A 24,807-nucleotide genomic window follows, 5' to 3' on the forward strand; every position below is an offset into this window, starting at 1 on the left:
GATTATCCGTTAACGATCTTCGCAACGGCTTTGGCAAAGCGCGCCATACCGTCAGCGATATCGGCACTTTCCACAATCAACGCCGGGGCAAAACGCATCACATCTGGCCCGGCGTTCAAAACCATCACGCCTTCCTGTGCTGCCGCATACAAAAATTCACGCGCGCGCCCTTTGTATTGTGGCTTTAGCTCGGCACCAATCAATAAACCCATGCCGCGAATATCGCTGAACACGTCGAACTGCTCGTCGATTTGTTGCAAATGCTTGACGAATTGCTGGCGTTTTTCCGTGACGCCATTCAGCACTTCAGGCGTGTTGATGATATCAAACGCCGCGCCCGCGACTGCGCAGGCCAGAGGATTGCCGCCGTAGGTTGAACCGTGTGTACCGACATGAAACGCCGAAGCAATTTCCTGAGTCGTCAGCATCACGCTGACCGGGAAGCCACCGCCAAGAGCCTTCGCGCTGGTCAAAATATCTGGCGTCACATCGTAATGCATATAGGCGAACAACTCGCCGATGCGCCCCATACCACACTGCACTTCATCAAATACCAATAAGGCTTTGTGCTCATCACAAAGGTCACGCAAGCCTTGCAAGAACTCTGGCGTTGCCGCCGTAACGCCACCCTCACCCTGAATCGGTTCGACCACGACCGCGCAGGTATGGTCGTCCATCACGGCTTTTACCGCATGCAAATCATTAAATGGCACATGAATGATGTCAGCTGGTTTCGGGCCAAAACCATCGGAATACTTCGGTTGCCCACCCACTGAAACAGTAAACAGAGAACGACCATGGAAGGCGTTATGGAAAGCGATAATCTTTGTTTTATACGGGCTATGGCGGGTCGAAGCGTAGTAGCGAGCCAATTTAAAGGCTGTTTCATTCGCTTCGGTGCCAGAGTTCATAAACAGCACGCGTTCAGCAAAAGTGGCGTCAATCAGCTTGCGGCCAAGTCGTAGAGCGGGCTCATTGGTGAAAACATTACTGGTATGCCATAGCGTTTCACCCTGGCTTTTTAGCGCTTCAACTAAAGCTGGATGGCAGTGACCTAGCGCAGTAACAGCAATCCCACCTGCGAAATCCACATATTCTTTCCCTTGTTGATCCCATACGCGGCTACCTTTGCCTTTTACTGGGATAAACTCTGCCGGTGCATAAATCGGCAAAATAACTTCATCGAAAGTTGCGCGGGTAATTGCTGATTGTTCAGTTGCCATTTATTGCCCATCCCCTTTTTACGCATAAAAACGCATGAAAGATATTATGAAAATATAATCATGAAATATGCATAAAAAATCATTACCTGGCAATATAAAATCAACGATTAAGGAAATTGGCTAACAGCTGGTGCCCCTGCTCGCTGAGAATGCTTTCCGGGTGAAACTGCACACCTTCCAGGTCAAACTCACGATGGCGAATACCCATAATTTCTTGTTTATCAGTCCATGCTGTGACTTCAAAGCACGCAGGCAACGTGGCAGGAGCGATAACCAAAGAGTGATAACGCGTGACAGTGAGAGGATTGTTCAGACCATTGAAGACGCCAGAATTCTTATGCGTAATGGCTGATGTTTTGCCATGCATCACTTTTTCAGCGCGAACAATCTTCGCACCAAACGCCTGAGCAATCGCCTGGTGACCAAGACAGACACCGAGAATCGGTAACTGCCCGGCAAAATGAGTAATCGCCGCAAGTGAAATCCCGGCTTCGGTGGGGGTGCAAGGGCCAGGAGAGATGACCAGTTTTTCTGGTGCCAGGGCACTGATATCAGAAAGAGTCAGCTCATCGTTACGTTTCACCACCACTTCTGCGCCTAATTCACAAAAGTATTGATAAAGGTTCCAGGTAAATGAGTCGTAATTGTCGATAAGCAGTAGCATCGCGGCTCCAGGGTAAAAAAGAACCGCGCTATTCTATTCGCTTTCGCGCGCTTCACTCACGACTTTAGTGAAAATCTCAGTAAGCGGTGCCAGATCGCCCAACGCTCCCGCCTGATTAGCCGTTGCCCATCCTTCAGGCGACACGTCTTTCCAATCGAGGATGTAACCGGCATGAATCGCTAACTGCTCGAAGAACACGCGCTGCGCCCGACCACTTCCAACAAAAAACGGATGAAGTACGTTAATTTCACAATAGTAATGCGACAGGCGCTGAACGAACTCAGTTCTGGAAAGACCGACCAGATAATGCTCGTCCTCCATTTCTTGCATCAGATCGTTACCTTCATTCTCGATGTACTCGAAATGGCAGAACTGTATCTCCCCTTTGGAAATATCAACGTCTCGTAGCTCACCTGCCCAGTCGAAAATATCCTGAAAAAGCTGCTGATGGATAGCACACAACCAGGGTAATCCGCGATGCAACGGGCCAAGTTCAATCGTTTCTACACGCTGCGCGATAATCTCATCTTGCGCATGAGGCTCAAGAATATCCAGCCGGGAACTAGCCTGAAATGAACGACTACGCAGCTGTTGCCAAAGACGGGACTTTTGTTTGTCGGTCAGTTTCTTTGTCATGGTGCCTCCCTAACATGACCCATAGTTGCCACAAGTATAAGCAGCAATCGGTAGAAGTGCTGGAAGGGAGATTTTGCGCGGGCATGGGGTACCCGCGCAGGAATTTGTTAAGGCAGAACTTTCGCGGAGAGGATAACTACAGGTTTTGACGGCACATTTTGGTATGGGCCAACGTCATGAGTTTGTACCTGAGAGATTTTATCGGCAACGTCCATCCCTTTCACAACTTTACCAAATACTGCATAACCGAAGTCGCGCTGGCCGTGATCGAGGAAGGCGTTATCTGCCACATTGAGGAAGAACTGGCTGGTCGCGCTGTCTTTATCGGCAGTACGCGCCATAGAAATGGTACCACGAGTATTACGCAAGCCGTTATCGGCTTCATTTTTAATCGGTGGGTTAGGCTGCTTCTGATTCATATCTGCAGTGAAGCCGCCGCCCTGAAGCATGAAGCCCGGGATCACGCGATGGAAAATGGTGTTGTTGTAGAAGCCGCTGTTAACGTAATCCACAAAGTTTTTCACAGAAACTGGGGCTTTCTGGCTATTTAACTCAAGCTCAATTTCACCCGCTGATGTGGTCAACAGGACGTGTGGGTCACCTTTAGCAGCAAGTGCCGCAGGAGAAAGAGCGGTTAAAGCAAACACAGTTGCTACAGCCGCCAGAGTCGATTTGAGCATGAATAATTCCTTACGAATGCAGTGAATGAGGCAAGTTGCTAGATTGTAAAGACGCACTCAAGTATGCGCCAGCCATTTACGGTTTTTTACTTTCACACAAATCAATAAGTTAAATGAATCAATAATCATATAACGCGATTAATCGTGACACTGGTCACTTTAAACTGAAGTCGTTGCAGCAAATGAATTATAAATTGTATGAATGAGTCACGTTTTTGACTAAAATCCATTCTTCTCGAGTGCTGTCAAAGCACTTTACATTTCTATTCACAGGCTTGTCATGACTAACAGCAACCGCATTAAGCTCACATGGATCAGCTTCTTCTCCTACGCCCTAACTGGTGCGTTGGTGATCGTCACCGGGATGGTGATGGGCAATATCGCAGAATATTTCCACGTCCCTGTTTCCAGCATGAGTAACACCTTTACTTTCCTGAACGTGGGCATTTTGATTTCTATCTTCCTGAATGCCTGGTTAATGGAAATTGTACCGCTCAAAACTCAGCTGCGTTTTGGTTTCATCCTGATGGTGCTGGCCGTTGCCGGGCTTATCTTTGGCGATAACCTGACTATTTTCTCAGTCGCGATGTTTGTTCTGGGACTGGTCAGTGGTATCACGATGTCCATTGGTACCTTCCTGATTACGCACATGTATGAAGGCCGTGAGCGTGGTTCACGCCTGCTGTTTACCGACTCCTTCTTCAGTATGGCAGGGATGATTTTCCCAATGGTGGCCGCGATTCTGCTGGCTCGTAGCATCAACTGGTATTGGGTTTATGTCTGCATCGGTCTGGTTTATGTCGCTATCTTCATCCTGACCATCGGTTGTGACTTCCCGGCATTGGGTAGACACGCACCGCAACCTGAAAAAGTCGCCGAAAAAGAAAAATGGGGTGTGGGCGTGCTGTTCCTGTCCATCGCGGCTTTGTGCTACATCCTCGGCCAGCTGGGCTTTATCTCCTGGGTTCCGGAATACGCCAAAAGCCTGGGTATGAACCTCAATGATGCGGGCCAGTTGGTCAGCGATTTCTGGATGTCTTATATGTTTGGGATGTGGGCGTTCAGCTTTATTCTGCGTTTCTTCGACCTGCAACGTATTCTGACTGTTCTGGCGGGTGCAGCGACTGTTCTGATGTACCTGTTTAACAAAAGCGAACCGGCACATCTGGCATGGTTTATTTTGGCGCTTGGCTTCTTCTCCAGCGCGATTTACACCTCTGTAATCACCCTGGGTTCATTGCAGACCAAAATCGCTTCGCCAAAGCTGGTTAACTTCGTACTGACCTGCGGCACCATCGGCACCATGCTGACTTTTGTGGTTACCGGCCCGATTGTGGCTCACAGCGGCCCGCACGCGGCGCTGCAAACCTCAAACGCCTTGTACGCAGTGGTATTTATCATGTGCCTGATTCTCAGTCTGGTAACGAAACACCGCCAGCATAACGCGGTGGCAGCGGTAAACTAACCGCAGCCGCAAAGCTAACGGCGGGTCTATTTACCCGCCGAATTTTATCTCTTCTGCTTCATCCAGCATCACCCAGGTTTGTGACAATTGCGTGGTCGCAATCACTTTCCCTTCCCGCACTGACCAACGCACCGGCACCTGCCTGCGTACCGCATCAAAGCCATTCTCGGCCGGAAGAATAATCAGGTTCGCCGCATTCCCCTCAGTAATACCGTACTCTTGCACACCAAACGTACGTGCACTGTTATCGGTAATCAGCTTCAAACCTTCGTCGATTTGCTGGTAACCCATCATCTGGCAGACATGCAGCCCCATATGCAGCACCTGCAACATATTGGCGGTGCCGAGCGGGTACCACGGGTCAAACACATCATCATGCCCAAAGCAGACGTTTATCCCCGCTTCGAGTAACTCTTTCACCCGCGTGATACCACGGCGTTTTGGGTAATCATCAAAGCGCCCTTGCAGATGAATATTTACCAGCGGGTTGGCGACAAAGTTAATCCCGGACATTTTCAACAAGCGGAACAAACGCGAAGTATAAGCACCGTTGTAAGAGTGCATCGCGGTGGTATGGCTGGCGGTCACGCGCTCGCCGATGCCATCGCGCAACGCCAGTGCCGCGACGGTTTCGACAAACCGCGACTGTTCATCGTCAATTTCATCGCAGTGAATATCTAACGGGCGATCGTACTTTTTCGCTAGTGCGAAAGCTTTATGCAGCGATTCAACGCCGTACTCGCGGGTGAATTCAAAGTGCGGGATTGCCCCCACCACATCCGCCCCCAGTCGCAGTGCTTCTTCAAGCAGCGCTTCCCCGTTGGGGTACGACATAATCCCTTCTTGCGGGAAGGCGACTATTTGCACCTCAATCCAGGGAGCCGCTTCTTGCTTCACTTCCAGCATCGCTTTTAACGCGGTCAGTGTAGGGTCTGAGACATCAACGTGGGTGCGGACATACTGAATGCCGTTGGCAATCTGCCACTTCAGCGTCTGCCAGGCGCGTTGTTTGACATCTTCATGCGTCAGAAGCGCTTTTCGTTCAGCCCAACGTTCAATGCCTTCGAATAAGGTGCCAGACTGATTCCAGCTCGGTTGCCCGGCGGTCTGCGTGGTATCAAGGTGAATATGAGGCTCAATAAATGGGGGGATAGCAAGACCGCCTCGCCCATCAAGCACCTGCTGGCTTTCGGTTTGGGTTTCACTCATTGGTTTAATGGTGCTGATGCGCCCATTTCCGATAGCTATTTGCCATAAGCCTTCGCGCCCGACCAGACGCACATTTTGAATCAACTCCAACGCCAGATTGCTCATACCCACTCCTTGTTAATTAGCCGCCCCTATTTCATAGCACACAAGGCAAAATGGGGACATTTATTGTCTTCCCGCGAATAGCTAAACATTTCCGCAACTTAGAAAAACCCACTAAAATCAGCAATATACCCATTAAGAGGTATATAAAGGTGTATTTGATTTGTATCAATAATCGCCATTGCTGAATCGTTAAGGTAGGCAGTAATAGAAAAGAAATTGAGGCAATTATGAGCAAAGTCAAAATCGCAATCATCGGTAATGGCATGGTCGGCCATCGCTTTATCGAGGACTTACTTGATAAAGCCCAGCCAGGCCAATTCGACATTACTGTTTTCTGTGAAGAGCCGCGCAAAGCCTACGATCGCGTGCATTTATCTTCCTATTTTTCCCATCATACTGCTGAAGAATTATCCCTGGTTCGTGACGGCTTCTACGAGAAACACGGTGTAAATGTGCTGGTTGGCGAACGCGCTATCACCATTAACCGCCAGGAAAAAGTGATCCACTCGAATACCGGTCGAACCGTGTATTACGACAAACTGGTGATGGCGACCGGTTCTTACCCGTGGATCCCGCCGATTAAAGGTTCTGAAACACAAGACTGTTTCGTCTACCGCACTATCGAAGATTTGAACGCCATCGAAGCATGTGCCCGCCGCAGCAAGCGCGGTGCCGTAGTCGGTGGTGGCTTGCTGGGTCTTGAAGCCGCAGGCGCACTGAAAAACCTCGGCGTTGAAACGCACGTTATCGAATTCGCACCAATGTTAATGGCCGAGCAGCTCGACCGCATGGGTGGCGAGCAGCTGCGCAATAAAATCGAAAGCATGGGTGTGCGGGTTCATACCAACAAAAACACCCAGGAAATCGTTCAGGTTGGTAATGAAGCGCGTAAAACCATGCGCTTTGCTGACGGTACGGATCTGGAAGTCGACTTTATCGTCTTCTCAACCGGTATCCGCCCTCGCGATAAACTGGCTACCCAGTGCGGCCTGGCAACAGGTCAACGCGGCGGTATTGCGGTCAATGATACCTGCCAGACTTCTGACCCGGACATTTACGCCATCGGCGAATGTGCCAGCTGGAATAACCGCACATTCGGCCTGGTCGCCCCTGGCTACAAAATGGCCCAGGTTACCGCTGACCACCTGCTTGGCACCGAAAACGCCTTTGAAGGCGCAGACATGAGCGCCAAGCTGAAATTACTCGGCGTAGATGTGGGCGGGATTGGTGATGCGCATGGCCGCACCCCAGATTGCCGCAGCTATGTTTATCTCGACGAAAGCAAAGAAGTTTATAAGCGCCTGATTGTCAGTGCCGACAACAAAACCCTGCTCGGCGCGGTTCTGGTGGGCGACACCAGCGATTACGGCAACCTGCTGCAACTGGTGCTCAATAACATCGAGCTGCCAGAAAACCCGGATGCGCTGATTCTGCCAGCCCATGCAAGCTCCGGCAAACCAGCCATTGGTGTTGATAAGCTCCCGGACAGCGCGCAGATCTGTTCCTGCTTCGATGTCACCAAAGGGCATCTGGTTAAAGCCATCAACAACGGCTGCCATACTGTTGCTGCACTGAAGGCGGAAACCAAAGCCGGTACAGGCTGTGGTGGCTGCATCCCATTGATCACTCAGGTATTGAACGCTGAGCTGAGCAAACAAGGTATCGAAGTTAACCATAACCTATGTGAACACTTCGCGTTTTCACGCCAGGAGCTTTATCACCTTATCCGCGTTGAAGGTATTAAATCCTTCGACGAGTTGCTGCAAAAATACGGCAAAGGTTACGGCTGCGAAGTCTGTAAACCGACCGTCGGTTCCCTGCTGGCTTCTTGCTGGAACGACTATGTGCTGGCACCACAGCACACGCCGCTTCAGGACACCAACGACAACTTCTTGGGCAACATCCAGAAAGACGGCACTTACTCCGTTATTCCACGTTCTGCAGGCGGGGAAATTACCCCTGAAGGTTTGATGGAAGTGGGCCGTATCGCTCGCGAATTCAATCTCTACACCAAAATCACCGGTTCCCAACGTATCGGCCTGTTTGGCGCGCAAAAAGATGACTTACCCGAGATCTGGCGTCAGCTGATTGAAGCCGGTTTTGAAACAGGCCACGCGTATGCGAAAGCACTGCGTATGGCTAAAACCTGTGTGGGCAGCACCTGGTGTCGTTATGGCGTTGGCGATAGCGTTGGTTTCGGCGTTGAGCTGGAAAACCGTTATAAAGGCATTCGCACCCCACACAAAATGAAGTTTGGTGTCTCTGGCTGTACTCGCGAATGTGCGGAAGCACAGGGTAAAGACGTCGGGATTATCGCAACCGAAAAAGGCTGGAACCTGTATGTCTGCGGTAACGGCGGGATGAAACCACGCCACGCCGATTTACTGGCTGCTGACTTAGACAGTGAAACGCTACTCAAATATCTCGACCGTTTCATGATGTTCTATATCCGCACCGCAGACAAACTGACTCGTACTGCGCCATGGCTCGACAGCCTGGAAGGCGGCATTGAGTATTTGAAACAAGTCATCATCGAAGACAAGCTGGGCCTGAACGCTCAACTTGAAGCCGAACTGGAACGCCTGCGCGAGAAAGTGATTTGCGAATGGACTGAGACAGTCAACACACCAGAAGCTCAGGTCCGCTTCAAACACTTTATCAACAGCCCGGTGCGCGACCCGAACGTACAAATTGTTCCTGAACGTGAACAGCATCGCCCAGCGACACCATACGAGCGTATCCCGGTCACCCTGGTAGAAGAAGTGGAGGAAAATGTATGAGCCAGTGGACTACTGTTTGCCAGTTAAACGACATCCTGCCAGCTACAGGTGTTTGCGCGTTGGTAGGTAATGAGCAAATTGCAATTTTCCGCCCACGCAATGACGACCAGGTTTTCGCCATCAACAACATTGACCCGTTCTTCGAAGCGAGCGTGTTATCTCGTGGCCTTATCGCCGAACACCAGGGCGAACTTTGGGTCGCCAGTCCGTTGAAAAAGCAGCACTTCAGACTGCGAGACGGACTGTGCATGGAAGACGAGAGCCGCTCAATTGCGCACTACCCAGCGCGCGTTCAGGACGGCCAGGTTCAGATTAAAGCTTAAAACAAGTCCTTGAGGCTTCATCGTAGAGCGGAGGACATAAAACTCTTCCCTCTGCGATTTTTTAGATTCTCTTTTTCTTTCAATTTGTTGGGATAACAAAAATGTTCACCGATACCATTAATAAATGCGCGGCGAATGCCGCCCGTATTACCCGATTGTCGCAAAACAACCCGCTTGGTTTCTGGATCAGCTCCGCAATGGCTGGTGCATACGTGGGCCTTGGGATCATTCTAATATTCACCCTCGGTAACCTGGTCGAGCCATCTTTGCGCCCACTAGTGATGGGAGCGACCTTCGGTATCGCCCTGACACTGGTTATCATCGCTGGCTCTGAATTATTCACCGGCCATACTATGTTCCTGACTTTTGGTGTTAAAGCAGGCACCATTTCCCATGGTCAAATGTGGGGCATTTTGCCGCAAACCTGGCTGGGTAACCTGATTGGCTCCGTGTTTGTTGCCCTGCTGTACAAATGGGGCGGCGGTAGTCTACTGCCGTTAGACACAAGCCTGGTTCACACCGCGGCGCTGGCAAAAACTTCGGCTCCAGCCATGGTGCTGTTCTTTAAAGGTGCGTTGTGTAACTGGCTGGTTTGCCTGGCAATCTGGATGGCAGTCCGTACTGAAGGTGCCGCGAAATTCATTGCTATCTGGTGGTGTCTACTGGCATTTATCGCGTCCGGCTATGAACACTCCATCGCCAACATGACACTGTTTGCTCTGTCCTGGTTTGGTCATCACAGCGATGCATACACTATGGCGGGAATCGGCCACAACCTGCTGTGGGTAACGCTTGGGAATACCCTTTCTGGCGTAGTATTCATGGGTCTGGGTTATTGGTATGCTACTCCAAAAGCCGAGCGTCCCCAGCCTGCGCAAGTCACCGCGCCGGAGACTGCCCGCAACTAATTTCTTTTGAGGATTGAACGTGGATCACCTGCCTATATTTTGTCAATTGCAAGGTCGTGCCTGCCTACTAGTCGGTGGTGGCGATGTTGCAGAACGTAAAGCGCGTTTGTTGATGGAGGCAGGTGCACAAGTCACTGTAAATGCCCTGGAATTTTCCCCGCAATTTCATGTGTGGGCGGAACAGGGCATGATTACCCTGGTTCAGGGTGAGTTTGACGTCGCACTGCTCGATGTTTGCTGGCTGGCCATCGCCGCGACAGACAACGATGTGGTGAATCAGCAAGTCAGCGATTCGTGCGAATCCCGCCGTATTTTCTGTAATGTCGTCGATGCCCCAAAACAAGCCAGTTTTATTATGCCGTCGATTATCGACCGTTCACCGCTGATGGTAGCTGTTTCATCCGGCGGTACCTCCCCAGTTCTTGCCCGCCTGCTGCGTGAAAAACTCGAAGCCATTCTACCGCTACATTTGGGGAGAATTGCCGCTTATGCCGGGACGCTGCGTGGCCGGGTAAAAGCGAATTTCAAAACCATGGGCGAGCGTCGCCGATTCTGGGAAAAATTCTTCACAAACGACCGCCTGGCACAATATCTGGCAAACGAAGACAAGCAGGCTATCGATAAAGAAACTGCGTCGATGTTTGCCACGCCTTTAGATCATCGTGGTGAAGTTGTTTTAGTCGGCGCAGGCCCAGGAGATGCGGGTCTGTTGACACTCAAAGGGCTACAGCAAATCCAGCAGGCCGATGTGGTGGTTTATGACCGCCTGGTTTCCGACGACATCATGAACCTGGTGCGCCGTGATGCTGACCGCATATTCGTTGGTAAACGCGCGGGTTATCACTGTGTCCCACAAGAAGAGATTAACCAGATCCTGTTGCGTGAAGCGCAAAGCGGTAAACGTGTGGTACGCCTGAAAGGTGGCGACCCGTTTATCTTTGGACGCGGTGGCGAAGAGTTAGAAACTCTGTGCGATGGGGGCATTCCGTTCTCCGTCGTACCAGGAATTACTGCAGCATCCGGCTGTTCAGCTTATTCCGGCATTCCGCTAACTCACCGCGATTATGCGCAAAGCGTACGTCTCATTACCGGGCACCTGAAAACTGGTGGTGAGTTGGACTGGGAAAACCTGGCTGCAGAAAAACAGACGCTGGTGTTCTATATGGGCTTAAACCAGGCTCCTGCTATCCAGGAGAAACTGATTCAATACGGTATGTCCGCGGAAATGCCTGTCGCGTTAGTTGAAAATGGCACTGCGGTCAAACAACGCGTGGTCAGCGGAATATTAAGTGAGCTTGGTGAATTATCAACGCAGGTTGAAAGCCCGGCATTAATTATTGTCGGACGAGTTGTTGCATTGCGCGATAAGTTAAACTGGTTTTCAAATCATTAATTCTTATTTAAGATAACAAAAAGGCTTGCCCGAGTATTCTCGGCAAGCCTTTTTTGTTTACAAGCATTTAATTACTTTACCAATCATCATAAGCAATATTTATTTCATACAATAACGTGTCTGATTTCAGACTTAGTAATACCATTAGTAAACCCTATAATTAACCACCTTTTTGAAAGGTCATTACATATACCCCAAATAATTCGAGCTGCACAAAAGCGGCAAGTGCGCGAATTCCGATAAGCTCACTCTGGTAAGTGATTCGGGTGAATAAACGCAGCCAACGCATATGCAGCTTGAAGGATGACGGGTATACAAATAATTAATGATAGGGAATATCAATGAACAAGTTCGTAAAAGCTGCTTCTGCACTGGCTGTCCTGGCTCTGTTGTCTGGTTGTACAGGCCACATTGAGAACAAAGATAAATCTTGTGGTTATGATTATCTGCTGCACCCAGCAATTTCTATTTCTAAAATCATTGGTGGCTGTGGTCCAGCAACTCCACAATAATAGTTCAGAAGTAAAAATTAAAAAAACCGCCCGGATTTAAGAGGGCGGTTTTTTATTATTAGACAGCTACGATATTCTCCCCATTAAGAGAGTATACGAGCCATAAGTCATTAAGGCTGTGCGACAAACCCAATCACTTCATAGACTTTCTTCAGTGTAACGCTGGCGTGTGAACGCGCTTTTTCAGCACCCTCTTTCATCACCTGCTGCAGATAAGCTTCATCGTTACGGAAATTGTGATAACGCTCCTGTAATTCAGTCAACATACCAGATACGGCATCAGCAACTTCACCTTTCAGGTGGCCATACATTTTGCCTTCGAACTGCTGCTCAAGTTCAGGGATAGGCTTACCAGTAACAGCAGAAAGAATATCCAACATATTGGAAACCCCTGCTTTATTCACCGGATCGTAACGCACAACAGGTGGCTCGTCAGAGTCAGTTACCGCGCGTTTGATTTTCTTCACGACCGATTTCGGGTCTTCCAACAGGCCGATAACGTTATTACGGTTATCATCTGATTTAGACATTTTCTTGGTCGGCTCAAGCAGAGACATCACGCGCGCGCCTGATTTCGGGATAAACGGTTCTGGCACTTTAAACACGTCGCCATACAGCGCATTGAAACGTGCTGCGATATCACGACTCAGCTCCAGGTGTTGTTTCTGATCGTCACCAACCGGCACCAGATTGGTCTGGTACAGCAAAATATCTGCTGCCATCAATACCGGGTAGTCAAACAGGCCAGCATTGATGTTCTCAGAATAACGAGAAGACTTATCTTTAAACTGAGTCATACGGCTCAGCTCACCAAAATAGGTGTAGCAGTTTAGTGCCCAGCCCAGCTGTGCATGTTCTGGCACGTGAGACTGTACAAAGATGGTGCTTTTAGCAGGGTCGATACCACAAGCTAGATACAGTGCCAGCGTGTCGAGAGTGCGGCTGCGCAATTGCGTTGCATCCTGACGCGCAGTAATCGCGTGCAGATCAACGATGCAGTAAATGCAGTGGTAATCATCTTGCATGTTGACCCACTGACGCAGCGCACCCATGTAGTTACCAATGGTCAATTCACCTGATGGCTGTGCGCCACTAAAGACGATGGGCTTACTCATGTTCTTATTCCTGATGTTCTTTGTTAGAGAGCCCTAACGCGGGCAGTAAATCGTTGAAATGGTCAAACACGTAATCGGGTTTGCTCAACTCGATGGACTCACCATAGTTATAACCGTAAGTCAGGCCAATGGAATAGCATCCAGCCGCTTGAGCCGCGAGAATATCGTTGCGGGAGTCGCCCACAAAAAGCAGTTCTTCCGCGCTAAGATTCAACTCTGCCATCACTTTATGCAGCGCTTCGGGATGCGGTTTTTTGTTTTCCACATCATCGCCACCAATAATGACTTTGAAATATTGCGCAATGCCCAATCTTTCCAGCATCGGTAACACAAACGGTGTTGGCTTGTTAGTTACCAGCCCCATCGGCAAGCCTTTTTCGGCCAAAACAGCTAACGTATTAGCGACTTCCGGGAACAGGAAGCTGCCCTCTTCTGCTGTTTGCGCATAGTAGGCGTCAAACAATTTACGAGCGATGCTGCATCGGTCGGCTTCAGGCTCTTCACCTTTCAGCGCCCAAGTCAGTGCGCGCTTAACCAGCACATCTGCACCGTTACCGATCCACTTTTCAACATTGTCTTCACCCGCCGTCGGCAACTCCAGTGCATACAGCGCCTGGTCCATTGCCTGCGTCAGACCCAATGCTGTGTCGACCAGAGTACCGTCTAAATCAAAGGCGATACCGCGAATTTTACTTAACTTATCCATGACTTACCTTTGCTAACTCACTACGCATACGTTCAATAACGGCTTTGTAGTCTGGCTGATTGAAAATTGCCGAACCGGCAACAAACATATCAGCACCTGCCGCAGCAATTTCAGCGATATTGTCGACTTTCACGCCACCGTCTACTTCCAGACGAATATCATAGCCAGAAGCGTCAATGCGCTCACGCACCTGACGCAGTTTTTCCAGCGTATGTGGAATAAATGATTGGCCGCCAAAACCTGGGTTAACGGACATCAGCAAAATCACATCGAGTTTATCCATGACGTGATCAAGCCAACTCAACGATGTCGCTGGGTTAAACACCAGGCCTGCTTTGCAACCGTGCTCTTTGATCAGTTGCAGGGAACGGTCAACATGCTCTGACGCTTCCGGGTGGAAGGTAATGATGTTGGCGCCAGCCGCGGCGAAATCCGGAATGATACGGTCAACGGGCTTCACCATCAGATGCACATCAATAGGGGCAGTAATACCGTAGTCACGCAGGGCTTTTAACACCATCGGACCAATAGTGAGGTTAGGAACGTAATGGTTATCCATAACATCGAAATGGACGACATCCGCACCAGCAGCCAGCACTGCAGCCGTGTCTTCACCCAAACGGGCAAAATCGGCTGAGAGGATTGAGGGGGCAATCAAAAACTGTTTCATCCGCTTCTCCAATAGCAAATCAAAAAAGACTGCGGACGAAACGTCTTAGGCACTGACTTTATACAGCGCCAGCAGTTCGTCCACCTTGTTACGTGCTCCACCATTCCGGCTAATGCTGCGACGCACCTGCACGACATGCAGTTTTGCCTGGTGATACCACAACCGGGTGAGTTCCGTATCATGATTAGAAATCAGCACCGGAATGCGATTTCCTTGCAAGTTTTCAGCTAACTGCGCGAGATGTTGCTGCTGCACAGCGTTAAAGCTATCGGTGTGATACGCCGTAAAATTAGCCGTTGCCGACAAAGGCGCGTAGGGAGGATCGCAATAGACAACAGACCCTGCACTGACATCCGCCATGCTGACATCATACGACTGACATAAGAATGTGGCGTTCTGCGCTCGTTCGGCAAAATGATACAACTCTTCTTCAGGGAAGTAGGGTTTGATGTAACGGCCAAACGGGACATTGAATTCACCACGTAGGTTATAACGACACAGGCCGTTGTAACAATGGCGGTTCAGATATAAAAACAGCAATGCACGACGAAACTCATCTTTGCACTGGTTAAATTCGGTACGATTGAGATAGAACGCCTGCTCATCGTTTTGCTCGGCAGTAAAGAGTTTACGGGACTCCTGAACGTACTCATCCGTGCGGGTTTTGACGATGTTATAGAGGTTAATCAGATCGCTGTTAATATCTGCGAGGATATAACGAGAGTAATCAGTATTCAGAAAGACTGAGCCGGCGCCGACGAACGGCTCAATCAGACAATCACCTTTCGGCAGATACTTTTTAATGTCTTCGAGCAGGGGGTATTTCCCCCCCGCCCATTTCAGAAAAGCGCGATTTTTTTTCATGCTGCCTAACTATTTACACCTTTTCCTGCTGTGGAAAGGTTCCAACAGCGGCTGCGCTTGTTCATCACTTCAGATCAGACTGAACCTGATGGATAGGTTTTGCCCATGGGTTCTTGGCTTGCACATCAGCTGGCAATGTCGCAACGGCACGTTTTGCCTCATCTTTGTTGGCATAGATACCGCTAACCAACACATACCACGGCTGACCATTTCGCACAGTCTGGTAAACCATATAGTGCTGCAGATTCTCTTTCTTCGCCCATGCATTCAGGTTTGCTGAGTTTGAAGAAGAGCTAAGCTGCAGGGTGTAATGGCTACCCGGCGCACCTTTGATTGCGCCTGCATCACCCGCGACAGCGCCAGTTGCAGTTGTAACCGGTGCTGCTGTCGCTTTTGGTGCAGATGTTGTTGCTGTTGCTTGCGGTGCAGCTGTAGTTTGCTGCGGAGCTGCGGCAGTGACAGGCGCTTTAGCTGGAGCAGTCTGCGCTGGCGCTGTGACAGGTTCGCTGCGTTTAGCTGTAGCAACAGGTTTTGGCTCTGTTACTGTGCTTTTCACGGCAGGCTGTTGCTTCGCTGGTTGAGCTTTGTGTTGCGGTTCAATGACAGCCGTTTTGCGTTCCTGACGTGGCGCTGCAGGTTTCACTGGCTCTGCTTTCGCGACCGGACGTGGTGCCGTTGTTGCACCATTGCTGCCTGCAACTGCCGCCACGGTGGCTGGTGCTGTTGGCAGCGTTGAGCTGGTAACTGCATTGTCAATCTGGCCGGACTGTTGAGTCAGTGCATTATTCAGATCGCCCGGAACTTCAACACGCTGTTGGCCCTGTGGCGCAGGTTGAGTTTGCGCATCAGACGGCGTTGAAGAAATTGCAGGAAGAGTCACTTCTTGCGGGTTACCTGCGGTTTCGGTCTGATTAGCAGCAGATGTGTCACCTGGCTGCGGTTGCGCGCCATTAGCCTGGTCAGCAGCAGAGCCGGACAAATCGATATTCTTTTCAGCGTTCGGATTCTTATTCGCTGTTTCAGTATCAGTAGAAGGGGCTTTCAGGGCCGAACCAATTCCGATGATTAGCAGCAACAGGACAAGAATACCAATGCCCATCATCAGGTGCTGGCGGGAAACCGGGACTTTCTGTTTAGCGGATTTTTTGCGGGTACGTGCCGGGCGACGTTCTTCTGCGTCAACTTGCAGGGAGTCGTCGTTTTCATACTCTTCTTCATCACGAGCACGATGGGTACGCGCTGGACGAGGCTCATCAGAGTCTAATTCAACATCATCGACATTGATTTGCGGCTCATTTTCGCGCTCATCAGCTTTGCGGCTACGGCCTGAACGACGATCGCTAGGATCGGGTTTCAGTTCGTCTTCCGGTTTAAATTCATCCATTTAACACCCCACTCAAAGGCTTGTGCCAGCAATTCAAACTCAGCACATAACCTGAAGTTAAAAATCGCCTGACTTCAGCGACCGAAATTTCTAATAATTAAGCCTGCTGACAATCAGCAATGGCGGACAAAACGATATCGTGTGGAACTCCGCCACGCATTTCACTCTTCCCGATTGCCAGCGGCAGCACTAAGCGCAGCTCACCAGCCAAAACTTTTTTGTCACGCATCATGTGGGGCATATACGCAGCAGCAGACATTTCGTTCGGCCCAGTAACTGGCAGCCCGGCACGTTGCAGCAATTTAATAATGCGCTGCACATCTGCCTCACTGAAGTTCCCTAAACGCTGAGCTGTTCGTGCCGCCATAACCATACCTGCGGAAACAGCTTCACCGTGTAGCCAATTGCCATAGCCCATTTCTGCTTCTATAGCGTGACCAAAGGTGTGGCCCAAATTCAGTAAAGCACGTAAGCCACTTTCGCGCTCGTCAGCGGCAACAACTTCTGCTTTCAGCTCACAACAACGACGAATACACCAGGCCATTGCTTTACCATCCAGCGCAAGCAATGCATCCAGGTTTTCTTCAAGCCAGTTAAAGAAATCGCCGTCGAGAATAATTCCGTACTTAATGACTTCTGCCAGACCAGATGCCAACTCCCGAGCAGGTAAAGTATTCAGACAGTCGAGATCCACCACTACCGAAGCAGGTTGGTAGAACGCGCCAATCATATTTTTACCTAGGGGGTGGTTAACGGCTGTTTTACCGCCAACAGAAGAGTCCACTTGCGAAAGCAAAGTGGTTGGAACTTGAATAAAGCGCACGCCGCGTTGATAACTCGCCGCGGCAAAGCCAGTCAGGTCACCGACGACACCACCGCCCAAGGCAATGAGTGTCGTGTCACGACCATGTGGCTTTTCAAGTAACGCAGTAAAGACAGTGTCTAATACAGCGAGACTCTTAAATTGTTCGCCATCCGGAAGGATGACGGAATCGACTTTAACGCCCGCTTGCTCCAGCACGCCACGCACCTTATCCAGGTAGAGCGGCGCCAGGGTTTCATTGGTCACCAGCATCGTTTGGTCGCCAGCCTTCAGCGGCCCAAAAGATGCCGAGTCACTAAATAACCCAGCAGCAATGGTGATAGGGTAACTACGTTCCCCGAGAGTGACTGTTAACCTCTCCATAACGCGAAGTCCACCTTGATGTTGCTTAGCCCGCAGGCGTTTTTTTCGATTAAGCCAGAATCAGTTGCTTTCCAACATATTAATAATCTGGTTAGCAACCACTTTGGCACTTTGGTCGTCAGTGCGAATCGTCACATCAGCAATCTCTTCATAAAGAGGATTGCGTTCCTGAGCTAAGGCTTCAAGAACTTCACGCGGCGGAGTCTCAACTTGCAGTAGTGGGCGTTTTTTATCACGCTGCGTACGAGCAAGCTGTTTTTCAATTGTGGTTTCAAGATACACCACAACTCCACGGGCTGAGAGACGGTTACGGGTCTCACGAGATTTTACAGAACCGCCGCCAGTTGCCAGCACAATGCCCTGTTTTTCAGTGAGTTCGTTGATGATTTTTTCTTCGCGATCGCGGAAGCCGTCTTCGCCTTCAACGTCGAATACCCAGCCCACATCAGCTCCGGTACGTTTCTCAATCTCTTGATCAGAATCGAAAAATTCCATATTGAGTTGCTGAGCTAACTGACGCCCAATAGTGCTTTTGCCGGCACCCATAGGCCCAACCAGAAAGATATTGCGTTTCTCTGCCATTTTTTCGGTACTACTAAGACAATTCGTTGATGATAAACCCGCCCTGTTACAACCAGGTGCAGCGGGACATGAACTGAAACCTCATAAGCGATAGTGCGAGAGTCAGACTGAAAATTATCTCAATACTCAAGGTGGTTTGGCAACCGATTATATTCCCCAGCCTTCTTATGAAGAAGAAAATGCATGAATCGGGGTTATCTGTCACAAGACTTGAGCAACCAGCCTCTCGAAACGGTACACCTTGTAAGCTAATTCCTCTCTGCCGTCAAACACCTGGGCAACGTTTCAAAGAAAAACTGCACGATGAGGAAAGAAAACGCTACGAAACAGGGATAAGTCGAGGGGTAATAAATACCACTAATTCACGGCGTTGATGATTTTTTGCATCATGGCGAAACAGGCTGCCCACAATAGGTATTGAGCCAAGCAAAGGGACGCTGTCGCTACTGTCAGTGTTGTGTTGCTGGAAGATCCCGCCAAGGGCAAGGGTTTCGCCATTTTTCACCGCAACAACAGTTTCAATTTCTTGCTTGTCTATGGCCAAAACTTCACCATCAGATTGCTGAATGCTACGGCCAGGCATATTTTGGCTAATGCGCAATTTTAGACGAATATTGCCATCTGACTGAATAGTTGGCGTCACTTCCATCCCCAGAACAGCTTCTTTAAACTCTATTGCAGTTGCCCCGCTCTCACCACTGGATACCTGATAAGGGATCTCCGTACCTTGCTTGATGCTGGCAGGCTGTTGATGTGCCGCCATCAGGCGCGGGCTGGCAATGATTTCAAGCTGTTGCTGTTGTTCCAGAGCAGACAATTCAAGCTCCAGCAGTCGTCCATCTATTCGAGCGATGTTAAAACCAACCTTTGTGGTAGCGTTATTGACAGAAAGATCGGCTGAAAAGCCTGTGGTCTGATGAAGCTTACTTTCCCCTTTTTGTTCGGCTGTTGACCACTTCACGCCAAGCTCACGTAACTTATCCTGGTTGATAGTGACAATATGGGCTGAAATTTCCACTTGCCCAATTGGCAAATCCATTTCTTTCACCCAGTCAGCAATCTGTTTGAGCACTGCCTTGTTATCTCGCACAATCAGCCGGTTAGTGCGTTTGTCAGCCGTCATATTACCCTGAGCACTCAACAACTTATTTCCACCAGATTTTAGTGATGTCGATAAATCTTCAACATCGGCATGATGAGGAGTGAAGACCTGGTAGAACATAGGTTGATCAAGTGCCTGTTGTTTTCGCTGCTCCACCGCTTGCGCTTGTTGCTCACGTAAGCGAGCCTTCGGAAAAATCTGTATTACATTACCTTCCCGCTGCTGGCTAAGCTCCGCACTATTCAATACCAATTCAAATGCTTGTTTCCACGGCACATCAATCAAGTTAAGCGAAAGTACTCCATCCACCCCTGGAGCAACCATAAGGTTAACGTTTTGGTTTTCAGCTAATGCCTGTAAAACCTGGGTTACCGGCGCATTGTCCAAGACCAGAGATATGCCTTTACCTGCCTGGCAGGAGAGAGGCAGAGCCAACACCAGAAGAAATACCCGCATCCATGGCATATGTTTTTCCTTTTATTTCCCAACGATAAGAAGAGGGTTTGCAGGCAGGATTAACCCTCGCCACCACATACCCCACCCCGACATTTTCAATGCGTACATCGGGAAAGAGCTCTTTATCTACTTTGATTCGCTGCCCGATACCTTGTGGACTGAGCATCAACGCAGTACTCGCAGTGGGCGAACTGATTACTCCCTGTAATACCCAGGCCGCCAGCTGCTCGGTCAGTTTTTCACAAGGAGAAATATGCTGCTGAAAGGGGTTTGGAGGCATAGCACTCACAGTTGGAATGACCATAAATCCTACCCAAAAAATGCTACGATTCATCGGAAAACTCCATTTTCATCATAAGCTTGAGCAAGTCACCTTGTGCAGTAATGGTGAAAGAGTGCCCCGATACCACTCGATATTCTGCAAGCCTGATAAATAAACTCGGTAGCTCCTCCCATGGCAAAAGAATTTCCAGTGTTCCCTCCTTATTTTCAGGCTGCCATTTCAGCAACTTGCCCCTTGATTCCCCAACGAACTCCGCTATGGAAAATGCCCGTAAATTAGATAAACGCACGTGCAATTCAGAAGGTGAAACTTGAAGGATTTTGCGTTGCAACTCAGCAATGCGTTGAGTTGTCTGCTTGCTGTCTGCTTCTAACTGAGAAAAATGAGAATGATTTGGCCGTATAAAACTCATCCAGGCAGCAACTGTGACTAAGCCCGTTACGGCAGCAAATATCGCCACACGCCTCCAGCCTGGGCCACTCAGCCAGCGTTCAATTAACCAGGGCATTTGCCACCTCAGATATCGTTAAGGTGAAAACAAAACCAAAGCCGCCCTGGGCTTCGTGCTGGACCGCACCTGTCCGAACTGTAGAAATACCTTCAAGATGAGCAAGCTCCTTTTCCAGCCCCTGTAAATCGTCAAGAAGGTTGGTGCGGCCCTTTACTATCAATTGCCCTTTTTGCATTGTTAAGGAAGACAGCCAGGCCCCATCTGGCATAATGCTAGCGATACGGATCAAACGTTTTTCCCATATCCGGATAGCTTTTTGCTGCGCTTCACGAACGCTCTGCAAGCGCAGTATTTCTTGGTTCTGCTTCTGCAGAACCAGCCGCTGTTGATAGAGATGCTGCAATGCAGATTGCATACTTGTCAGGTAATCTTTTCGTGCCTGCTGTTGGTGAATTTCCCATATGGCAAACTGCCGCCCTCCCATTACAAGCAACGGCACAAGCACCAAAACCAGGCTGAATAACAGGCTCCAGCGGCGTACACGTTGCTGGCGCTGTATCTGGCGCCACGGTAGTAAATTAATCAGGCGCATTAGCTGAATACCCTACCTATCGCCAGCGCTATCGCGACCGTAAATTCAGAGCCATTACGAGGTAATGGAGGCTGCAAACGGTAAAACGCTCTCCAGGCATCCAAAGATAAAATATTCGCCGGAACTGGTGACGATTGCACCTGGCTCAATGCAACCAACTCAGGCTCGGTTTTTAATTGCTGACACAAGTCGAAAATTGTTGGTATTGCATTGGTATCACTCCATCCCCAACGTGGCACAGGCTCATTAGAAGACCATAACCAATGGCCCTGTTCTTGATGAACCAGGTACTGACATTTCTCCAGCCGACACGGAGAAACGAGTGCCGGCAATGCGCTGGCTCCAGGGGTTACTGTCGCCGGATATAGCCTTATCGCGGCCAGACTTTTGAGCAACGCAGCGACATCTGTCTGGCGCGCAGCTACTATCAAATGTGGATCAGCAACATCTTGTGACGGTAAATAATCCCAACACAATTGAGCCGATGTCATCTGCAACTGACGGGCAGTTGCTGAGGCGATATAAGCTTCTCTTGCGGGTTCAGACAAACGTTTATCGGGTGCCGGGACCGGGCGTTGTAATGTCCGTGACCCAGGAAAAGAGATGCGTATCTGGTGACGTAGCGGTAACTCTTTTCGCCACTCCACCAGTGCTTTAGTCAGCGCTTCAGTATTCATTATTAGCCCGTCGCTAAAGGTGCCTTCAGGCAATGGCAATTGCCACCAATGCCGAAGTTGCCACCCTTGCCGTTGGCGCTGAACAGCCACAACCCGAATGCTTTCGTGTTGAATATCCATGCCAATTTGCCAGGTTGTGAATACCATGTTTACGATCTCCTTATCGCCGGTTACGGAAAATGCCATACCAATGCCACTGGCTTGCCTTTATACTACCGCGCGGTTGTTTATAAACTGCCCAATGGAAACGTAATGGGAAATTTAAGGTGAAGTTCGTAAAGTATTTATTAATCCTTGCAGTCTGTTGCATTCTGCTGGGAGCAGGCTCGATCTTCGGGCTCTACAAATTTATTGAGCCGCAGTTGCCTGATGTCGCCACGCTGAAAGACGTGCGACTGCAAATTCCAATGCAGGTTTATACGGCTGATGGCGAGTTAATCGCGCAATATGGTGAGAAGCGCCGTATTCCGGTAACGCTCGATCAAATTCCGCCAGTGATGGTGAAAGCGTTTATTGCGACGGAAGACAGCCGATTTTACGAACACCATGGTGTTGATCCGGTTGGGATATTCCGTGCCGCCAGCGTGGCACTGTTTTCTGGTCATGCATCGCAGGGCGCAAGTACTATCACCCAACAGTTGGCACGTAACTTCTTCTTAAGTCCTGAACGCACGCTGACGCGTAAGATAAAAGAAGTGTTCCTGGCAATTCGTATTGAGCAATTACTGACCAAAGACGAAATCCTCGAACTTTACCTCAACAAGATTTATCTCGGTTACCGCGCTTATGGCGTGGGTGCTGCAGCACAAGTCTATTTTGGGAAGTCAGTTGATGAGTTAAGCCTGAGTGAAATAGCGGTCATTGCCGGTTTGCCAAAGGCACCGTCAACCTTTAACCCGCTGTACTCGCTTGATCGCGCAACTTCCCGCCGTAATGTGGTGTTATCGCGTATGTTGAGTGAGAACTACATCACTCAGGCGCAATACGATGAAGCGCGAAATCAACCAATCGATGCGAATTACCACGCACCGGAAATCGCGTTCTCCTCACCTTACTTGTCTGAATTAGTCCGCCAGGACATGGTTGCTAAGTATGGTGAGAAGGCCTACGAAGATGGTTATAAGGTTTACACCACCATCACTCGCAAAACTCAGCAAGCCGCGCAACAAGCCGTACGTAACAACGTTATGGCCTATGATATGCGCCACGGCTATCGCGGCCCATCAAACGTGCTGTGGAAAGTAGGTGAAACACCGTGGGACAAAACGAAGATTGTCGATTCGTTAAAGAATCTACCGGTCTACGGCCCACTTTTCCCTGCTGTGATTACGCAAGCATCACCGAATGAAGCTACCGCATTGTTGGCGGATAGCAGCGCCGTTTCCATCAACATGGACGGCATGCGCTGGGCGCGTCCTTATCGTTCAGATACTGCTCAGGGCCCAACGCCACGAAAAGTGACCGATGTAGTACAGGCCGGGCAGCAAATCTGGGTGCGAAAAGTCGATGATAATTGGTGGCTTGGACAAATCCCTGATGTGAACTCCGCCCTGGTTTCCATCAACCCACATGATGGTGCTGTAGTCGCCCTGGTCGGTGGCTTTGATTTCAATCAGAGCAAGTTCAACCGCGCAACGCAGGCATTACGTCAGGTTGGCTCCAACATCAAACCATTCCTCTACACAGCGGCAATGGACAAAGGTTTGACGCTGGCAAGCGTGCTCAATGATGTGCCAATTTCGCGCTGGGATGCTGGTGCGGGTTCCGATTGGCGCCCGAAAAACTCTCCACCAGAATATTCCGGACCAATAAGATTGCGTCAGGGTCTTGGTCAGTCGAAAAACGTGGTAATGGTACGTGCAATGCGCGCGATGGGCGTGGATTATGCGGCTGAATATCTGCAACGCTTTGGCTTCCCTGCGCAAAACATCGTGCATACCGAATCGCTGGCGTTAGGCTCGGCATCCTTCACACCAATGCAAGTTGCGCGCGGTTACTCGGTGATGGCTAACGGTGGCTTCCTGGTTGACCCGTATTACATCTCTAAAATTGAGAATGAAATCGGTGGGACAATCTTTGAAGCGAAACCGAAAGTGGCTTGCCCGGATTGTGATATCCCGGTGATTTACGGTGAAACGCAAAAGTCTAACGTGCTGGAAAATCAGAATGTCGAAGACGTCGCACAGTCTGAGGAAAAACAGAACGTTAGCGTTCCAATGCCGAAGCTTGAACAAGCGAATACGGAGTTAGTTGCACAGAGCAGTCCGCCTGAATACGCGCCACATGTTATCAACACCCCACTGGCGTTCCTGATTAAGAGTGCGTTGAACTCAAACATCTTTGGCGAACCAGGCTGGCAAGGTACTGGCTGGCGAGCAGGGCGTGATTTGAAACGCAATGATATCGGCGGCAAAACCGGTACGACAAACAGTTCGAAAGATGCATGGTTCTCAGGCTACGGACCGGGCGTGGTGACATCTGTCTGGATTGGCTTTGATGATCATCGTCGCGACCTTGGACGTACATCAGCATCAGGGGCGATTAAGGACCAAATTTCAGGTTATGAAGGTGGGGCGAAGAGTGCTCAACCAGCCTGGGATGAGTTTATGAAAGCCGCACTGGAAGGTGTTCCGGAAGAGCCGTTAACGCCGCCACCAGGCATTGTTACGGTCAATATCGATCGCAGCACCGGGCAACTTGCTAATGGCGGGAATAGCCGTCCTGAATTCTTTATTGAAGGCACCCAACCGACGCAGCAGGCTGTGCATGAAGTAGGGACTACGATAATTGATAACGGCGAGACCCACGAGCTGTTCTAGGTAGTGTTAAAGCCCGTTTCAC

Annotated in this window: 24 protein-coding genes; 7 read left to right on the forward strand and 17 right to left on the reverse strand. The window is 49.8% G+C overall.

Annotated elements, in window-relative coordinates; translation table 11 throughout:
- Nucleotides 1-2: 2 nt before the first annotated feature.
- The 4 genes from EDF88_RS15280 to ppiA form a co-directional block, all read right to left on the reverse strand.
- Nucleotides 3-1,223 carry an aspartate aminotransferase family protein gene (locus EDF88_RS15280; RefSeq protein WP_134185635.1) on the reverse strand — a complete coding sequence of 407 codons (1,221 nt, stop codon included), beginning with the start codon at nt 1,221-1,223 and terminating at the stop codon, nt 3-5.
- Between the two features lie 100 nt (nt 1,224-1,323).
- Nucleotides 1,324-1,887, reverse strand: coding sequence for an aminodeoxychorismate synthase component 2 (gene pabA, locus EDF88_RS15285; protein WP_134185637.1), 564 nt, complete (start codon nt 1,885-1,887; stop codon nt 1,324-1,326).
- A 33-nt stretch (nt 1,888-1,920) separates the two neighbouring features.
- The gene (locus EDF88_RS15290; protein ID WP_064514290.1) at nt 1,921-2,523 is read right to left on the reverse strand and encodes a putative adenosine monophosphate-protein transferase Fic; all 603 of its coding nucleotides are present in this window, start codon (nt 2,521-2,523) and stop codon (nt 1,921-1,923) included.
- A 107-nt stretch (nt 2,524-2,630) separates the two neighbouring features.
- Nucleotides 2,631-3,203 (reverse strand): peptidylprolyl isomerase A, encoded by a 573-nt coding sequence (ppiA, locus tag EDF88_RS15295; protein WP_064514292.1) that lies wholly within the window; start codon nt 3,201-3,203, stop codon nt 2,631-2,633.
- 280 nt (nt 3,204-3,483) lie between these two features.
- On the opposite strand from ppiA, the gene tsgA reads away from it, so the two are divergent.
- Complete coding sequence (gene tsgA / locus EDF88_RS15300; protein WP_134185639.1) at nt 3,484-4,668, forward strand: MFS transporter TsgA; 1,185 nt, start codon at nt 3,484-3,486, stop codon at nt 4,666-4,668.
- Nucleotides 4,669-4,698: 30 nt separating this feature from the next.
- On the opposite strand, the gene EDF88_RS15305 is transcribed toward tsgA, so the two are convergent.
- Nucleotides 4,699-5,982, reverse strand: a complete 1,284-nt coding sequence (locus EDF88_RS15305; protein WP_134185641.1) for a cytosine deaminase — start codon at nt 5,980-5,982, stop codon at nt 4,699-4,701.
- 227 nt (nt 5,983-6,209) lie between these two features.
- Here EDF88_RS15305 and nirB point away from each other — a divergent pair, with 227 nt between their 5' ends.
- The 5 genes from nirB (at nt 6,210) to EDF88_RS15335 (ending at nt 11,898) form a co-directional block, all read left to right on the forward strand.
- Entirely contained in the window at nt 6,210-8,762 is a 2,553-nt protein-coding gene (gene nirB, locus EDF88_RS15315) for a nitrite reductase large subunit NirB (protein WP_134185645.1), read from the forward strand.
- Nucleotides 8,759-9,085, forward strand: a complete 327-nt coding sequence (gene nirD / locus EDF88_RS15320; RefSeq protein ID WP_064514301.1) for a nitrite reductase small subunit NirD — start codon at nt 8,759-8,761, stop codon at nt 9,083-9,085. Before nirB ends, nirD begins: the two co-directional genes overlap by 4 nt.
- A gap of 101 nt (nt 9,086-9,186) precedes the next feature.
- Nucleotides 9,187-9,993, forward strand: coding sequence for a nitrite transporter NirC (gene nirC, locus EDF88_RS15325; protein ID WP_134185647.1), 807 nt, complete (start codon nt 9,187-9,189; stop codon nt 9,991-9,993).
- A 19-nt stretch (nt 9,994-10,012) separates the two neighbouring features.
- The gene (gene cysG, locus EDF88_RS15330; protein WP_134185649.1) at nt 10,013-11,386 is read left to right on the forward strand and encodes a siroheme synthase CysG; all 1,374 of its coding nucleotides are present in this window, start codon (nt 10,013-10,015) and stop codon (nt 11,384-11,386) included.
- 341 nt (nt 11,387-11,727) lie between these two features.
- A complete protein-coding gene (locus EDF88_RS15335; protein WP_064514307.1) occupies nt 11,728-11,898 on the forward strand; it encodes a DUF4223 family protein in 171 nt (56 codons plus the stop codon).
- A gap of 110 nt (nt 11,899-12,008) precedes the next feature.
- Here the strand turns inward: EDF88_RS15335 and trpS are convergent, their stop codons facing one another.
- The 12 genes from trpS to pilM form a co-directional block, all read right to left on the reverse strand.
- Nucleotides 12,009-13,013, reverse strand: coding sequence for a tryptophan--tRNA ligase (gene trpS / locus EDF88_RS15340; RefSeq protein WP_064514309.1), 1,005 nt, complete (start codon nt 13,011-13,013; stop codon nt 12,009-12,011).
- Nucleotides 13,014-13,017: 4 nt separating this feature from the next.
- Nucleotides 13,018-13,719, reverse strand: a complete 702-nt coding sequence (locus EDF88_RS15345; RefSeq protein WP_134185650.1) for a phosphoglycolate phosphatase — start codon at nt 13,717-13,719, stop codon at nt 13,018-13,020.
- On the reverse strand, nt 13,712-14,389 hold the full coding sequence (gene rpe, locus EDF88_RS15350; RefSeq protein ID WP_064514313.1) for a ribulose-phosphate 3-epimerase: 678 nt from the start codon (nt 14,387-14,389) through the stop codon (nt 13,712-13,714). The genes EDF88_RS15345 and rpe overlap by 8 nt, the downstream gene beginning before the upstream one ends.
- 45 nt (nt 14,390-14,434) lie before the next feature.
- Nucleotides 14,435-15,253 carry an adenine-specific DNA-methyltransferase gene (gene dam, locus EDF88_RS15355; protein WP_064514315.1) on the reverse strand — a complete coding sequence of 273 codons (819 nt, stop codon included), beginning with the start codon at nt 15,251-15,253 and terminating at the stop codon, nt 14,435-14,437.
- A gap of 64 nt (nt 15,254-15,317) precedes the next feature.
- Nucleotides 15,318-16,637, reverse strand: a complete 1,320-nt coding sequence (gene damX, locus EDF88_RS15360) for a cell division protein DamX (protein WP_134185652.1) — start codon at nt 16,635-16,637, stop codon at nt 15,318-15,320.
- A 97-nt stretch (nt 16,638-16,734) separates the two neighbouring features.
- Entirely contained in the window at nt 16,735-17,823 is a 1,089-nt protein-coding gene (gene aroB / locus EDF88_RS15365) for a 3-dehydroquinate synthase (RefSeq protein ID WP_134185654.1), read from the reverse strand.
- A gap of 60 nt (nt 17,824-17,883) precedes the next feature.
- Complete coding sequence (gene aroK / locus EDF88_RS15370) at nt 17,884-18,405, reverse strand: shikimate kinase AroK (protein WP_034460280.1); 522 nt, start codon at nt 18,403-18,405, stop codon at nt 17,884-17,886.
- 319 nt (nt 18,406-18,724) lie between these two features.
- A complete protein-coding gene (hofQ, locus tag EDF88_RS15375; protein ID WP_134186017.1) occupies nt 18,725-19,963 on the reverse strand; it encodes a DNA uptake porin HofQ in 1,239 nt (412 codons plus the stop codon).
- Nucleotides 19,911-20,297 carry a hypothetical protein gene (locus EDF88_RS15380; RefSeq protein WP_134185656.1) on the reverse strand — a complete coding sequence of 129 codons (387 nt, stop codon included), beginning with the start codon at nt 20,295-20,297 and terminating at the stop codon, nt 19,911-19,913. The genes hofQ and EDF88_RS15380 overlap by 53 nt, the downstream gene beginning before the upstream one ends.
- Nucleotides 20,287-20,754 carry a hypothetical protein gene (locus EDF88_RS15385; protein ID WP_134185658.1) on the reverse strand — a complete coding sequence of 156 codons (468 nt, stop codon included), beginning with the start codon at nt 20,752-20,754 and terminating at the stop codon, nt 20,287-20,289. The genes EDF88_RS15380 and EDF88_RS15385 overlap by 11 nt, the downstream gene beginning before the upstream one ends.
- Nucleotides 20,738-21,289: a PilN domain-containing protein gene (locus EDF88_RS15390; protein WP_134185660.1), complete on the reverse strand. Its 552-nt coding sequence runs from the start codon at nt 21,287-21,289 to the stop codon at nt 20,738-20,740. The genes EDF88_RS15385 and EDF88_RS15390 overlap by 17 nt, the downstream gene beginning before the upstream one ends.
- Complete coding sequence (pilM, locus tag EDF88_RS15395; RefSeq protein WP_064514328.1) at nt 21,289-22,113, reverse strand: pilus assembly protein PilM; 825 nt, start codon at nt 22,111-22,113, stop codon at nt 21,289-21,291. Before pilM ends, EDF88_RS15390 begins: the two co-directional genes overlap by 1 nt.
- 119 nt (nt 22,114-22,232) lie before the next feature.
- On the opposite strand from pilM, the gene mrcA reads away from it, so the two are divergent.
- Complete coding sequence (mrcA, locus tag EDF88_RS15400) at nt 22,233-24,785, forward strand: peptidoglycan glycosyltransferase/peptidoglycan DD-transpeptidase MrcA (protein WP_064514330.1); 2,553 nt, start codon at nt 22,233-22,235, stop codon at nt 24,783-24,785.
- The last annotated feature ends 22 nt before the right edge of the window (nt 24,786-24,807 follow it).

The sequence above is a fragment of the Buttiauxella sp. BIGb0552 genome (assembly GCF_004366275.1).
GTDB lineage: Bacteria > Pseudomonadota > Gammaproteobacteria > Enterobacterales > Enterobacteriaceae > Buttiauxella > Buttiauxella gaviniae.